The organism is Psychrobacter sp. MES7-P7E, from assembly GCF_002863645.1.
Taxonomy (GTDB): domain Bacteria; phylum Pseudomonadota; class Gammaproteobacteria; order Pseudomonadales; family Moraxellaceae; genus Psychrobacter.
This window is the reverse complement of record NZ_PJBU01000005.1, coordinates 1-15003: the sequence shown is the minus strand read 5'-3', so window position 1 is coordinate 15003 and position 15003 is coordinate 1. Positions and strand designations below refer to the sequence as shown.

The following is a 15003-nucleotide window of genomic DNA, read 5'->3' as shown; positions in this document are numbered from 1 at the left end:
ACCACTAATTAAATAAGTCGACATAGATGATGATAGGTTGGAATATCAATCATTGCAATGACGATGTTGGTAGCCATGCTGAACTCAATACGAGCAAACATAACGCAAAAAACACCAATGAAAATGACTGACTATAGGCAATATATTTTGATGGAATGACCAAATCTTTAGGAGAGTCAGGGATGCCTTTGCGCTTAAGTAGCTTGGTACCATATATCCAACCAAAGGTCGTGTATATGCCATATGCAGCAGGCACTGTGATAGCTAACGGGGTCAAATCAATAACGTATAAAATCACCACTGATATGAAGAACCATAGCGTATCTAACAATGAACTAACTTTGAAGAACTTAGATTGAGGCAGTTTGCCATCGGTCTGTTTGAGCATCTCCCCTTCTATCCAAATTAAAACTGCTACCACAGCGCTAAGAGTAATATATACGAATTGCGGCGTTAGCCAGTCTGAATAAGATATTTGCACAGCATACAACCTATTATCTATAGAAAGTGAGAATGAAGCATCCGCCCGCTTCGAATATTTAGAAACGGGTAAGAACAATGATAAATGTTGATCGCAAAGGCGCTTTGGCCAATGTTAAGGTGCCTGCTTATATTGGGTAGCAATTAATAGTTTTCAACCGATAACCCCGATTCAAATCAAAGCGCAAAGCGCCTATCAAATACTTTGCATAAAAAAACCCATGCTATCAAGTGATAACACGGGCTACTTCATCTAAATCAGATTTTTATCTGAATAAGACTTTTATCGGTATAAGACTTTTATCGGTATAAAACTTAGTTTTTGTCTTTATCGATGATTTTGTTGCCGCCGATCCATGGCATCATGCCACGTAGCTTGGCACCAGTGATTTCGATTTGATGATCAGCGTTATTACGACGACGCGCAGTCATTGATGGATAGTTGGTTGCGCCTTCAGAGATGAACATCTTCGCGTATTCACCAGACTGGATGCGTTTTAGTGCATTACGCATGGCTTCACGTGACTGCTCATTGATAACTTCAGGGCCAGTAACATATTCACCGTATTCAGCGTTGTTACTGATTGAGTAGTTCATGTCAGCGATGCCGCCTTCATACATCAAGTCAACGATAAGCTTTAGCTCATGTAGACATTCGAAATAAGCCATTTCTGGTGCATAGCCCGCTTCTGTTAGCGTCTCAAAGCCCATTTTAACTAGCTCTACTGCGCCACCACAAAGTACGGCTTGCTCACCGAATAGATCCGTTTCAGTCTCATCTTTGAACGTTGTTTCGATGATGCCTGAACGACCACCACCAACGCCAGCAGCATACGATAATGCTAACTGTTTGGCTTGACCAGAAGCGTCTTGATAGATAGCGATAAGATCAGGGATACCGCCGCCTTTAGCGAACTCTGAACGTACAGTATGACCTGGTGCTTTTGGTGCAACCATAATGACATCAAGATCGCCACGTGGTACCACTTGGTTGTAATGGATTGCGAAACCGTGAGCAAAAGCTAGTGTCGCGCCTTCTTTGATGTTTGGCTCGATCACATCATTATAAAGCTCTTTTTGGAACTCGTCAGGCGTCAAAATCATGATAACGTCAGCAGCTTTTACCGCTTCTTCTACTTCAGCAACTTTTAGACCAGCATTTTCAGCCTTTTTCCATGATCCTGAGTTTGCACGTAGACCAACAGTTACATCGACGTCTGAATCTTGTAGGTTAAGCGCGTGTGCATGGCCTTGTGAACCGTAACCGATAATGGCAACTTTTTTACCTTGGATAATAGATAGGTCACAATCTTTGTCATAATAAACGTTCATAAATAGAGTCCTTGTTCTCAATCATGGCTTGCCATGGATAGTAAACGCTTATGCTGTAGTCAATATAATGACTAAGATAAGCGCTTTGTTGATTAGATAAATAAATATTGGTTTAAACTGGTCTTGATAAATACTTAAATGCTTAGGGTTTTTTCACCGCGGGCAATACCGATAACACCTGAGCGAACCACTTCCATGATACGCTCACGGCCAATCACATCGATAAAACCATCAAGTTTGGCTTTGTCGCCCACGATTTGAATCGTATATAAGTTCGAATTTACATCGACGATTTGTGCGCGGAAAATATCTGCGCTACGTTTAATCTCTTCACGCACACCGCCCGTTGCACGGACTTTAATGAGCATCAATTCACGCTCAACGTGCACGTTCTCCGTCAGATTAAGCACTTTAACCACTTCAATCAATTTATGCAATTGTTTGGTGATCTGCTCAATTCTTTCAGGTGACGTAATGGTCGTAACCGTTAGACGTGAAATACTTGGGTCATCAGTAGGTGCGACGTTCAAAGTTTCGATATTGTAGCCACGTTGTGAGAACAAGCCGACTAGCCGCGACAACGAACCCGCTTCGTTTTCCATCAATACCGAAATCAGATGTTGTTGTTGCATTAGGTACGCTCCCCTTTTGTTAACCACATATCACGCATGGCCTGTCCAGCGATTTGCATTGGATATACATGCTCATTACGATCGACGTAAACATCGATAAATACCAGTTTGTCTTTCATAGCCATTGCTTCAGCCAATTGTGCCTCCATAGTCGCAGGGTCAGTAATTTTGATACCGACATGACCATAGCTTTCAGCCAATTTGACAAAATCTGGTAAGGAGTTCATATAAGACTGGGCATGACGACCTTCATATAGCATATCTTGCCACTGCTTCACCATACCAAGCTGCGCATTGTTAATGTTCAGAATTTTAACTGGTAAGTTATATTGCAAGCAGGTCGATAGCTCTTGGATATTCATCTGAATAGAGCCTTCACCCGTGATACAAACCACATCACGCTCAGGATTGGCAAGTTTGGCAGCCATTGCATACGGCAGACCAACACCCATGGTACCAAGACCACCTGAATTCAGCCATTGACGTGGCTCATTGTAAGTATAGTAAAGTGCCGCAAACATCTGATGCTGACCGACGTCACTTGTGATAATAGCGTTACTGTTAGTCACTTTATCTAGAGCTTGTACAACACTTTGTGGCTTAATACCATTATCTGTGCTGGTGTCATAACGTAAGCCATGACGCTTACGCCACTCATTAATTTGTGACCACCAATCGAGCAATGCGTGCTGCTCTAACTGTTTGTCTTGACCAACAATCTCTAGCATGTCCGTTAAGACCGACTTCACATCACCTACGATAGGAATGTGCGCAAGAATCGTTTTTGAAATTGACGCAGGATCGATATCGATATGAATGATGGTTGCGTTAGGGCAGAATTTTTTGACGTTATTGGTTACACGATCATCGAAACGCGCGCCGACAGCTAAAATCACATCAGCGTGATGCATGCTCATATTGGCTTCGTAAGTACCATGCATGCCAAGCATACCTAAGAACTGACGATCAGAGCCAGGGAATGTACCAAGCCCCATCAAGGTATTGGTCACTGGTAAATTCAAACGATGTGCAAGATCTGTTAACTCTTCGTGCGCATTGCTCCAAATCACACCGCCGCCTGCATATACAACAGGACGCTGCGCTGCTAATAGCGTTTCAATGGCTTTTTTGATTTGACCGCTATGACCTTTGAGTGACGGCTGATACGAGCGTATAAACACTTCTTCTGGATATTCGTAAGCAAATTTTTCGCTAGGCGCAGTCATGTCTTTTGGCACATCAATGACGACAGGGCCTGGGCGACCAGTCTGGGCAATATAAAATGCCTTTTTTACAATCATTGGAATTTCGCTAGCATGGCGTACTTGAAAGCTATGCTTAACGATAGGACGTGATACACCTACCATATCTGTTTCTTGGAAAGCATCTTCACCGATTAGGCTGCTTGGTACCTGACCTGCGATTACAACCATTGGTACAGAATCCATAAAGGCAGTAGCAATAGCTGTCACGGTATTGGTCGCACCAGGGCCTGATGTGGCCAACACGACACCAGTATTACCAGTCACTCGCGAATAAGCATCGGCCATGTGGCCCGCTGCTTGCTCATGACGTACTAAGATGTGCTCAATATTTTCTTGCTGAAACAGCGCATCATAAATGTGTAAGACCGCGCCACCTGGATAGCCAAAGATGTATTCGACACCTTCGTCAGTCAGTGCTTGCACCAGCATTTCAGCGCCCGATAGCATCACAGGCTGTGCACTACCTTCTGCAAGACGTTGTTGCTTTTGTTCAAAATTTTTGGCGGCATTACCCGTTTGGGTATGTCCCGTCATGTTCGGACTTTGCGTGGTTTGCGTCACTGTCATCACCTTTTTTTGCGGCGAGAATTTGCGGGATTCTATGAGCAAAAATAATTACTTACCGTCGTTATTTTTACTTACTGAATGATCGCTAATTCTTGTCCATATCAAGAATATCTGCCTAATAAGTTTAATTAACACTGTCTCATAGGACAATACTAATCAAACATAGCAGTGTATTTTAGGTCAGCTTTGTGATGGATGTTTATCGATATACAGTGACAAGATGCGAGTGCATCTATAAAAGAAGGCGCTTATTATTGAGATTCGATACTAACAAGTACCTATTGTGACTTTATTCGTGTGACTTTATTTGTACAGATGCATCGATATACACAAGCAAAAAAACTTCATAACCAATGCTAAATTATAAGATCTTTAGAACTTACAATAGGCTTTGGGGAAATCTCTCAACGGCGTACTATATCGCTTTTGATACAACTGCTAAAAACACATTTAGCACATTTCAAATAATAAGTTTATCTTAGTCATTGTAGACAGATAAGTCCGGAGACAATGTATCGCTATCAATAGTGGTCGTTTTGCCACTACGCTTGCTATATCATTATCACAAAGGAAATAAAACTGCATAAGCTACCGATAAGTAACTCGTCGTTTTCTTTCTCAAGTGCCACGGCAACATCGTAAAAGCCGCTCACTGACCAATCAACTGCTATTATATTCGATGGTTTACGAGTTATTGTCAAGAAAAACTTCTAAAGCCTATCCCAAACTATTAGTTATTAAATAATATACATTGATAAGTATTATTTGCTAGAATCGATAGTCGATACATTATTACTACCAATAAAATGTTCAAGTGTTATATTTACACCCATATACATTTGATTTTTATTAAATAAGAGGATTGCTACTATGGCATATGCGTTTAAGATAAATACCGCTGCCAAACTGTTGATGAGTACCGCGTGTATGCTAATGCTGTCCATGAATGCCAGTCAGGCTATTCAAGTTTATAAATCTATTGGGGCACATGGTGAAGTAAAATATAGCCAACATGCACCGCAAGTCGGTAAAAATATCGAACTGATTGAATTTCGTAGTGATGGTAGACAGAACAATGCAGGGCAAATGGCAGGAAAAACAGATCCTAACCAGAGCAGCAATGCTCAAACTGCAGAAGAACAACGAGTAGCAGCACTTGAAGCACGTATTAAAGAACAAGAAGCTCAGGCTAATGCCCAACGCTGCCAGTCATTACGTAATAACTTGACCAACCTAAATGTAGGCGGACGTATCTATGAGATGGATGCTAACGGCAAACGCCAGTATCTAGATGGTCGTGAGATTGAGCTTAAGCGCGAGCGCGTACAGCAAGCGATTACTCAGTATTGCTCCAACCCTTCTACCTAGTCAAATCTCTTGAAAGCAAATATCAAACTATCATAAGCTGCATAACGTGACGAATGGCTGCTGGCATATCTTGAGCTTGTAGCCCTCGTTGGCCCACTAGCAATGTATTGGTGTCGCTATTCGCTTGATTGACTAATACATCTCCTGCAAACCCATGTATAAGAACCGCTTGATGCAAGCTACGCGCCTCTACTGATAAATCTTGCTGTGCCAATAGTCCAGCGGTCACTCCAGATAACACATCACCCATGCCAGCGGTTGCCATGCCAGCATTCCCTACATCACAGACGTATATTTGCTCTTTTCCCTCTTCTTGTTCTAGCACTAGCGATCCTGCCCCTTTTAATACCCAGTTACCACCATATGTTGCAGCACACTGTTTTATAGCTTGTAGTCTATTTGACTCAATCTTACTTATCTTTTGATCAAGTAGTCTAGCTGCTTCCCCACTATGTGGCGTCAAGCAAACCCGATGATTAGTACTATATTCTCGTAGCTCTGTTATTAGCTCATGATTACCCATGTGCAGTGATGCCAAGTGATAAAGTCCATCTGCATCGATCACAATTGATTTTTCATTCTCTATAGCAGCCTGTACATAATCAATAAATAATGCTTTGGCTTTTTCGTCACGGCCAAGTCCCATCCCAATAGCAACGACACTAGCCTGCTTAATCAGACCTTTTACGCCGCTTGCGTCATGTAGATTAATGGTCATCGCATCTGGTAATGGAGTCAATAGTGACCCATGAAAAGCCTCATGGCAGGCAACCGTTATTTTACCAGCACCTGTCGCCATCGTACTGGCCGCAGACAGTATGGCAGCTCCGCCCATACCTTGAGAGCCATCGACGCGATTTCCGCCAATGATTAATACATGACCATAGCTGCCTTTGTAGCTGTTCTGGCGACGTGGCTTCATACTATGTGCAGCCGTCAGCAGCGTAGCAACTGGCTCAAATGCTTGACTGGCATTTTTCTCAGCTACCATATGATGGCTAGCTGTTTGCGGACATGCCATTTGATAAGGTATCAACGGTATATCGACTACGTCTCCGCTATAGTCTGTACCATCTTTGGTATGTAGACCAAACTTACGCGCAATCAAACATAGAGTCACGTCGGCTTGTATTGCTATGCGTTCGAAAACTTCACCGGTAGAGGCCACTAACCCACTTGGAATATCAACTGCTATTGCTAGGGCGTTATTTTGCTGAGTAGCGTTGTTAAAAGCGTTAATAGCTAATTCATAAATACCTTCTGGTGCACGATCTAAGCCAATACCAAATAATGCATCGATATAAACATCAGCTGGCAAGTTTATTTTATCCGCATCATCGTGACTAATAATGCCCTCAAATCGTTGATAGTTGCAGCTGCTAGCTAGGGCTATCTGTAATGCCTTTGTCGCGTCAGTAATATTGCTACTATCGCTTTGTTTATCGCTAGGATTTTTAGAAGTTACTGGTTGATCATCGATAACAAAATCATTTTCGCTAAAACCAACCGTCATTACTTCTACTTGCCAGCCAGCTTGCTGTAAATAATGAGCGATAAGCCAACCATCACCACCATTGTTACCTTTCCCTACCCAGATACTTGCTCGACGTGGATGAGCACTACGGTGATAAACGTTAGTATTGGTAGAATGGCTGGCACTGACGGTTTTTCGCTCATAAATCTGCTCTATTTGCTGTGTCATTTGCCAAGCAGCTTGTTTCATCAAACCAAAACTGTCGTATCCCTCTGCAAACCAAGCCTGCTCCATCGCATAAACCTGCTCACTATTATATAGCGCAATAGGTTTTGTATTTTTTATAGGTGACAAATTGGTATTATTTCTCATAACTTATCCTTGGTGTTTCTACTCATTTTTTATTCTATTTAAATTTGATTGCTCATTTCTCATATCAGCTTAGCAAAAGCTTACCTCGACTTATGTATCAATATGAATGTGAGTTTATTTTCTTTTATACTTGCACTCATTGCTCACTGGCTTATCATAGCGGTATTTACATTATCTCTTATTGTCAGATATGAATAATCTGATTAAAACAAACGAGAAAACATCTAATAAGCACCTACTCTCTATGCCTACTGATAAAAACAGAATTGCCATTACGAACCCAACTGTATTTGCAACCACAGCTGATGTTAAGCAATGGATCAAAGCACAAGCACAGGCACTAGGATTTGCTGATTGTGGTTTTTTATCTGTGCATCATCCTTTGTTTACTCAGCAGATTGAACAACTACAGCAGTGGCTAGATAAAGGCTATGAGGGCCAGCTGCAGTTTATGCATAATAATCATGATCTGCGCGCTCATCCTGATCAGTTAGTTGAGGGCGCAAAGACCATCATCAGCGTACGTATGGACTATCTAACTCAAGCACCCACACCGCGTGCTGTCACTGATAACGATCATCCCAATAAAGGCATCATCGCGCGTTATGCAAGAGGGCGCGACTACCATAAGACAATGCGTAGTCGTTTAAAGCAATTGGCTTTAAAGATAGAAACAATGCTTCCTGAATGGCAACATTTAGATATCGGTTCAGAGAAAGAATTTGTGTTTAGACCTTTTAGCGATTCGGCGCCTATCTTTGAGCGGCCGATTGCAGATGCAGCAGGTCTTGGTTGGACAGGTAAACATACACTACTTATCAATAAGCAAGCAGGCTCATTTTTTGTACTCGGTGAGCTATTTTTGAGCCTTGAGCTACCCGATGACAAACCAGTTAAGGAGCATTGCGGTAGTTGTAGCGCTTGTATTGACATATGCCCTACTCAAGCAATTGTAGCGCCCCATGAGCTCAACGCTTCTGCTTGTATCTCTTATTTGACTATCGAACATGATGGTGTCATCGATACCAAATATCGACGCGAAATTGGTAATCGGGTCTTTGGCTGTGATGATTGTCAGTTAATCTGTCCATGGAATCGTTATGCCAATCTGACTACCGTCGATGACTTCGCACCAAGACATGGACTGGATAATAGTAGCTTACTTGAACTATGGCAGTGGCAAGAAGCCGACTTTATGAAGAAAACTCAAGGTAGCCCGCTAAGACGCACCGGCTATGTGAATTTTTTACGTAATATCGCTATCGGACTTGGCAATGCTAATGCCAGCTTAGAAGTAGTCGAACGGTTAAAATCTAAATTGACCTTACATAATGACATGCTAGATGAGCATATCGAATGGGCTCTAGCTGAGCAGCACAATAAGCTAGACTCGACTAATTAACCAATCACTCTATGACTATCAAATCTCCCTGAGATAAAGTGGTTATTTAAAGTGTACGATATAAAAAAAGCCTCTTAATAATAAGAGGCTTTTTTTATTAGAATGTCATATTCAAAATACTATCTTTCTATACGCTTCTTCTAGAATTATGGCTTAGGAATGCGTAGTACTTGACCTGGATAGATTTTATCTGGATCAGATAACATTGGCTTGTTTGCTTCAAATATTTTCATGTAGTCGCCAGATGAACCATAAACTTCTTTAGCAATCTTAGATAAGCTGTCACCAGATTTTACCGTATACATTGTAGATTCAGGTGCATCTTCTTCGATATCGATGTTATCAATAACTTTTGCAACGTTTTGCACATTACCGATAGCGATAATTGCTTTTTCACGATCAGCTTGAGTTTTAGCATTACCACTTATTTCTGCAGTATCTGTAGAACCATTATATTTAATTTTTAGGTTACTGATATTAAGATTCTGCTGCTGAATACGGCGCAACAAAATATTGGCAACTGATTGTGCACTCGGTTCACTGCTTTGTACTGGTGTATTAGCATCTGCTTTCGTTTCTGTCTTAGCATCATGCTTTTCATCATCACGGTTAAAAATCTTATCACCGATATCTTTTGCAAAGCTAAACATACCCATATATCTACTCCTTGAAATATTATTATTTATCATTCTTTTAATAAAATACGCAATCAAACAATATCTTGAATGTCTAACTGGCATTTTTTTCTACGACTTACTATTATGAGTATAAATAAAGTGAGTCAATGTAGATAGTAATAGTATGTTGAATAATGTTGAATAATGTTGAATAATGTTGAATTGACGTAGTCAATGTTAAATTCGATTACTGCGTTTAAAGATAATAATCACGCGCCCATAAAAAAACCGCCTATCTAATCAGATAAGCGGCATTATAAATCTGCTAAATAAGCAGCAAATTATAGTTGGGCTTGTACGTAATCAATTGCTTTTTGAACAGTAGTCAATTCTGCAGAATCTTCATCAGGAATAGTGATACCAAAATCACTTTCAAATGACATAACCAATTCAACTAGGTCTAAAGAATCCGCACCTAGGTCTTCCATGAATGAAGCATCGTTGTTGATGTCTTCAACATTCATACCTAGTTGCTCAGCTACTGCTGCTTTTACTCTTAGCTCGATATCATTACTCATGTAGATCACTCCGTTATCATCTATTATTTTTAATAAACTGCTATATCGCCTTGTTTAAACGCTATAGCATGGTATATAAAATGCGTTTGCCAGACTAGCAATGCTGTCTGAGTACTCTATGACATGTTATACAGTCTGTCTGATGTCTAATAAAGCCCTGTTATCATACAGGGCTTTGACTCAAAAGTATCCGTCATTATAGCACCCTTTATTATAGTTTACACTCGTTCACACAGTTTTTTATTATAACTGTGTAACGCTCATATATTGACTACATATACATGCCGCCATTGACAGGAATAACAGCACCTGTAATATAGCTGGCTTCGTCGCTAGCCAAGAAATGTACCGCTGCAGCGATGTCTTCTGGCTGACCAAGACGGCTGATAGGTACAGCATCTAACATAGAGTTCAATAGGCGCTCATCAAGCTCATCTGTCATATCCGTTTCGATCAAGCCTGGTGCCACACAGTTGATGGTCACTTGGCGTGAACCGATCTCACGTGCAAGCGTACGGCTAAACCCTTCTACGCCAGCCTTGGTCGCCGCATAGTTAGATTGGCCTGCATTGCCCATTTGAGCAACGACAGAGGTGATGTTGATAATACGACCACGGCGTGCTTTCATCATACCGCGTACGGCACGTTTACTCATGCGATATACTGAAGTCAAATTGGTATCGATGACATTTTCCCAATCTTCATCTTTCATACGCATCAATAAACCATCTTGGGTAATACCGGCATTGTTAACCAACACTTGTACCGCACCATAGACGCTTTCAATCTCTTCAAACAGTTTGTCAATTTGAGCAGTATCACGTACGTCTAAAACACGACCAATACCACCAGTATCATGAAGGTAGTCATCGATAAGCTCAGCGCCCTTTTCAGTGGTCGCGGTTCCGATGACAAAATGTCCTTCTTTAGCAAAACGCTTGGCCACTGCCTTGCCAATACCTCGGCTAGCGCCAGTCACTAATGTAATCGTACGGCTCATGATAACACCTCCAATAATTTTTCTAGACGGGCAGGCTTGTCAGTAGGATAGCTGGCGATTGGCTGCGCCTGACGCTTCGCCAAATTGCTCAGTACATTACCACTGCCACATTCGATTAAGATATTGATTTGCTTGTCAGCTAACTCTTGCATGGTTTTTGACCACAGTACTGGCTCGCTCAGCTGTTCGGTCAATGCTTGTTTGATACCGACCGCACTGGTTTCAACGCGTGCATAGCGATTTTGTATAACAGGAATGGTTGCCTGATCAAACTTGATACCCGCTAGTATCTCAGCCAATGCATTGCTGGCAGGTTCCATAAGTGCGCAATGAGATGGCACACTCACTTTTAGAGGAACAGATTTTTTGCCCGTGTTTTTGACTTTATCAATAACAGCATTAACACCAGCAGCGTTACCCGAGATAACCACTTGTCCTGGACTATTAAAATTGGCTGCCCCGACTACGGCATCTTCTACGTGTTCGGTTGCTTGCTCACACAAGTTTTCGACTCGGTTGTCTTCTAGTCCTAATACTGCAGCCATAGCAGTATCAACACCTACAACGGCCTCTTGCATCAACTGACCGCGCTTATGTACTAAAATGACTGCATCACCCAGCGATATCACATTGGCAGCACACAGGGCACTGTACTCGCCCAAAGAGTGACCAGCTAAATAACAAGGCGTATCTTCTATTTTTTGTTGTAAGACACGCCAAATAGCAATACTAGCTGTCAAAAGCGCAGGCTGAGTATATTGGGTTTGATTGAGTTTTTCTTCGTCCTGACAGATTGCCCACAAATCCTCGCCAAGCGCATCACTCGCTTCGGTAAATGTATCACGTATCTCTGGATAGATTTCAGCAAGCTCGCTCGTCATTGCGACTGCTTGAGATCCTTGTCCAGGAAAAATAACCGCGATACGAGCGGGTTGCTTTTTTACCATATCGGATACAGAAGCCATAACCAATATTCCTTATCTGATTAGAAATATCCCTAAAAACAATGGGGTGTATTATATTATTAGATGCTATACAAAGCCGCTACTTCAAGTATTTATGCAAGAAAACGGATTGTCAGTAAACTATACACTGACAGACACTATTATCATAGCGGATGCAAACCAAACAGCAAGAGTAACGCTGCCCAAATTAAAGGAGCAGATTATATCAGCACATTTTTAAATCTACTAAAAATAACAAGCGAATTAAGCAATAAGTCTAGCTATAAATAACAAAAAGCCAAGTTATCCAGCCACATAATATATGATAGCGAAATAACTTGGCTTTTTTTAGCTCAAAGCTTATTGACTAATAATAACTAGGCAAAAACAATAATAGTCACCAGTACTATTATTATCTTCGCCTAAGCTATCATAGAGCCAATGTCTTAGGCGTCTTGGCTGACTTTGAACAGTTGACGACCACGGTAGAAACCATCTTTAGTCATGTGATGACGACGATGTTTTTCACCAGTAGTAGCATCTACGCTTAGTTCAGCAATTTCCATACGGTGATGTGAACGGCGCATGTCACGACGAGAACGGCTTTTACGACTTTTTTGAACAGCCATGATATAGCTCCTATACTTAAAAGGGATAAGCTTGAAATTCAGCTTAAGTCGATACTGACAGAGGCTATATAATCACAACAACCTAAGTCTTAAGCATCATTAGTTAAATAGATTGCCACTCACATAAAGCACTGACCAAGGCTGAATTTTATAAAAAATTTACCCAGTCAGTTTCTATCAGCAAGCAACAGGTTGCTCGAATGCAATAAACCGGACATTATACGCATGTTTATTAAATTAATAAAGCCCTGCCTTGCACTCTTCTGTACAAAGCTGATAAAAGGTTTTTTAAATGCATCGAGTAGATAGTTTTGGTGCTTATAGCTTGCCTTTTAGCGAGGCTAAAGCAGCAAAAGGATTTTCACCTTCCTCTTCTTCTGGTATTTCACCAAACTGCTCAACAGACATTTCACAATCGTCATGCTTTGGTGCCATTGGTGTTTTGAGCAAGATTTCGTCTTCTACCAATTTCTTAAATGGTAACAGACGCTCTGGAGATTGCTCGGTAACGATTTCATCCAGTAATAAATAATCTTGTTCATCTTTAACTAAACGAACCTGACTATCGTTTTCGAGTAGCGCGATGTCATAATCATCAGACAAGTCTATAGCGATTGGTTGTAAACAGCGCTGACAAGTTAGCCAAACATCACCTCTCAAAGTAAATGCTAGATGCAAGACGTTGTTACGACGATATAAGTTAGCGTTGAGCTGTATATCTGACTGCTCATGTTCAGTGCTCAGAGTAGTAGCAAGACGATCAAACGAGTTTGGTTTGACCTCTCCTGACCATTCATAGCCAGTGTCTGCCCACTTATCTAAGGAGATGTGCTCAGGCATGCCAGTAGATACAGGCGCTTTTTTGTTGTCAGCGTGAGGTGCTGACGGTTTAGTTTCTGGAGTGCTTGACATGCGCGGCCTCATTCATAAAAACGGTGTATAATATTGCCTGCCATACTAACGGAAAGTGCCATATTCTGCTAGCGCTAGTATGTTAAGATTTTTGATAGTAAATTTGTTTAAGCTCTTTTACTACCTACCTTTTTACCTAAAGTTTTTTGTCTTTAGTATTTATTAAGTCAATGTCTTCTCTATGAATCTATCCGATAATAAAATTAATTTTTCTAATTTACTTTCTTCTACTGAAGCAAGTTCGTTGCTACAACAGCTTCTTCAATTAAAGAGTCATACTGAAAATGTTCCTAATAATAGACTGTGCTTCGATAAAGATGAGTATTTAAACGAATTAAGAAGTCAGTGGCAAGAGTTGTCTATTACTCAATTTGACAATACTCACACAGCAGAATTGATAATTGATAGCGAACGATTAGCTACCGATTGGCTCATACAGCTATTTAATACTTTGTTCGCTAATCAGCAAGTTATATTGGCTCGTAGCAATCATGAACCCGAGTATTTTCCAGCTCAAGATAATGAACCCGCTCGAATTGAATTCGCTCATGGCTTTTTTGCCAGTGCTTTACATGAAATCCACACATCTCCTTATAGGTTGACATGCTAGAAACCTCTTATTCTAATAGTGTACATCGCTATATTATTTGTAGGCATCTAAATTAAAACTATCACTTCGGTGATTCTTACCACCTATCAGAAAAAATCACTTTTACCTATCCAAAAGATAATGGTCGTTCTATCAATTAGGTATCATAATAATTAAGTTTTTCAGGTATCTTTCACATCTTCAGAAACATCCTTTCTAATATCATCCTATCTAAGCTATAAACGCGGACATGATGCGCTTCGCTACGTCTATCTATTAATGGTTACTTTTGATCAATCGTACCATCCTCTAATCCAGTAGATTTTATCTATGTCAGATAGGTAGAAATAAAAGTAGTTTTCTGCTATTCATGTTTATCATTAACGTCTTTGCACATAGTATTGTCAGTTGCAAGATATCGAATCATATGAACACGGATATAATGATGGTAATATTAAAGCAAGCGAGTGTAGATAGAAGCAGACCCAAGGATGTAATTCATCACGGTGATATCAGGTCTTAATGCTTATCTATTCACTAAGCGAATAAGCTGACTAGCTATAACGTTATTATGTTTGTGGGCAGGGTAGTTATTCTTTATTTCGGAGATGGCTGGACGAGAGTTAGTGATGCTGGACTAGTAATCTTACATAGGTGAAATGATTTGATAAATATGATTGAATAGCACAATTAATTATGTTTCATCTTTCGATACTGGCTGTGAAAAGCAATACTATAATAGCTTAGCAACGTCGGGCTCAAATTATAAGAGCTAATTATCTTCGAGCGCTATCTTAGTATAGTGAGCATGTAGCAAAGCTTTTACTTCCTTGCTAGTTGCA

The 15003-nt window shown here is 40.7% G+C and carries 14 protein-coding genes; 3 read left to right on the top strand and 11 right to left on the bottom strand.

The window, feature by feature from the left end:
• Nucleotides 1–49: 49 nt before the first annotated feature.
• From CXF62_RS00565 to CXF62_RS00550, 4 genes are all read right to left on the bottom strand, one after another.
• A complete protein-coding gene (locus CXF62_RS00565) occupies nucleotides 50–481 on the bottom strand; it encodes a hypothetical protein (RefSeq protein WP_102092530.1) in 432 nt (143 codons plus the stop codon).
• A 314-nt stretch (nucleotides 482–795) separates the two neighbouring features.
• The gene (ilvC, locus tag CXF62_RS00560) at nucleotides 796–1812 is read right to left on the bottom strand and encodes a ketol-acid reductoisomerase (RefSeq protein WP_102092529.1); all 1017 of its coding nucleotides are present in this window, start codon (nucleotides 1810–1812) and stop codon (nucleotides 796–798) included.
• 134 nt (nucleotides 1813–1946) lie between these two features.
• Nucleotides 1947–2444 (bottom strand): acetolactate synthase small subunit, encoded by a 498-nt coding sequence (gene ilvN / locus CXF62_RS00555; RefSeq protein ID WP_057758828.1) that lies wholly within the window; start codon nucleotides 2442–2444, stop codon nucleotides 1947–1949.
• On the bottom strand, nucleotides 2444–4156 hold the full coding sequence (locus tag CXF62_RS00550; protein ID WP_197411831.1) for an acetolactate synthase 3 large subunit: 1713 nt from the start codon (nucleotides 4154–4156) through the stop codon (nucleotides 2444–2446). Before CXF62_RS00550 ends, ilvN begins: the two co-directional genes overlap by 1 nt.
• Nucleotides 4157–5146: 990 nt before the next feature.
• Here CXF62_RS00550 and CXF62_RS00545 point away from each other — a divergent pair.
• On the top strand, nucleotides 5147–5644 hold the full coding sequence (locus tag CXF62_RS00545) for a DUF4124 domain-containing protein (RefSeq protein WP_102092528.1): 498 nt from the start codon (nucleotides 5147–5149) through the stop codon (nucleotides 5642–5644).
• Between the two features lie 22 nt (nucleotides 5645–5666).
• On the opposite strand, the gene CXF62_RS00540 is transcribed toward CXF62_RS00545, so the two are convergent.
• Nucleotides 5667–7490 (bottom strand): NAD(P)H-hydrate dehydratase, encoded by a 1824-nt coding sequence (locus tag CXF62_RS00540; RefSeq protein WP_102092527.1) that lies wholly within the window; start codon nucleotides 7488–7490, stop codon nucleotides 5667–5669.
• 244 nt (nucleotides 7491–7734) lie between these two features.
• On the opposite strand from CXF62_RS00540, the gene queG reads away from it, so the two are divergent.
• Nucleotides 7735–8892 carry a tRNA epoxyqueuosine(34) reductase QueG gene (queG, locus tag CXF62_RS00535; protein ID WP_228153116.1) on the top strand — a complete coding sequence of 386 codons (1158 nt, stop codon included), beginning with the start codon at nucleotides 7735–7737 and terminating at the stop codon, nucleotides 8890–8892.
• Between the two features lie 146 nt (nucleotides 8893–9038).
• Here the strand turns inward: queG and lysM are convergent, their stop codons facing one another.
• The 6 genes from lysM to CXF62_RS00505 all read right to left on the bottom strand — a co-directional run bounded on the left by lysM (nucleotide 9039) and on the right by CXF62_RS00505 (nucleotide 13572).
• Nucleotides 9039–9548: a peptidoglycan-binding protein LysM gene (lysM, locus tag CXF62_RS00530; protein WP_057758817.1), complete on the bottom strand. Its 510-nt coding sequence runs from the start codon at nucleotides 9546–9548 to the stop codon at nucleotides 9039–9041.
• A 302-nt stretch (nucleotides 9549–9850) separates the two neighbouring features.
• A complete protein-coding gene (gene acpP, locus CXF62_RS00525) occupies nucleotides 9851–10087 on the bottom strand; it encodes an acyl carrier protein (RefSeq protein WP_057758815.1) in 237 nt (78 codons plus the stop codon).
• 271 nt (nucleotides 10088–10358) lie between these two features.
• Nucleotides 10359–11087 carry a 3-oxoacyl-ACP reductase FabG gene (gene fabG, locus CXF62_RS00520; RefSeq protein ID WP_057758813.1) on the bottom strand — a complete coding sequence of 243 codons (729 nt, stop codon included), beginning with the start codon at nucleotides 11085–11087 and terminating at the stop codon, nucleotides 10359–10361.
• On the bottom strand, nucleotides 11084–12052 hold the full coding sequence (fabD, locus tag CXF62_RS00515) for an ACP S-malonyltransferase (protein WP_102092525.1): 969 nt from the start codon (nucleotides 12050–12052) through the stop codon (nucleotides 11084–11086). The genes fabG and fabD overlap by 4 nt, the downstream gene beginning before the upstream one ends.
• A gap of 425 nt (nucleotides 12053–12477) precedes the next feature.
• Nucleotides 12478–12660, bottom strand: a complete 183-nt coding sequence (rpmF, locus tag CXF62_RS00510; protein WP_057758809.1) for a 50S ribosomal protein L32 — start codon at nucleotides 12658–12660, stop codon at nucleotides 12478–12480.
• A 318-nt stretch (nucleotides 12661–12978) separates the two neighbouring features.
• Nucleotides 12979–13572: a YceD family protein gene (locus CXF62_RS00505; RefSeq protein WP_102092524.1), complete on the bottom strand. Its 594-nt coding sequence runs from the start codon at nucleotides 13570–13572 to the stop codon at nucleotides 12979–12981.
• 181 nt (nucleotides 13573–13753) lie between these two features.
• Here CXF62_RS00505 and CXF62_RS14970 point away from each other — a divergent pair, with 181 nt between their 5' ends.
• Nucleotides 13754–14182 (top strand): elongation factor P hydroxylase, encoded by a 429-nt coding sequence (locus tag CXF62_RS14970; RefSeq protein ID WP_102092523.1) that lies wholly within the window; start codon nucleotides 13754–13756, stop codon nucleotides 14180–14182.
• Nucleotides 14183–15003: the final 821 nt, after the last annotated feature.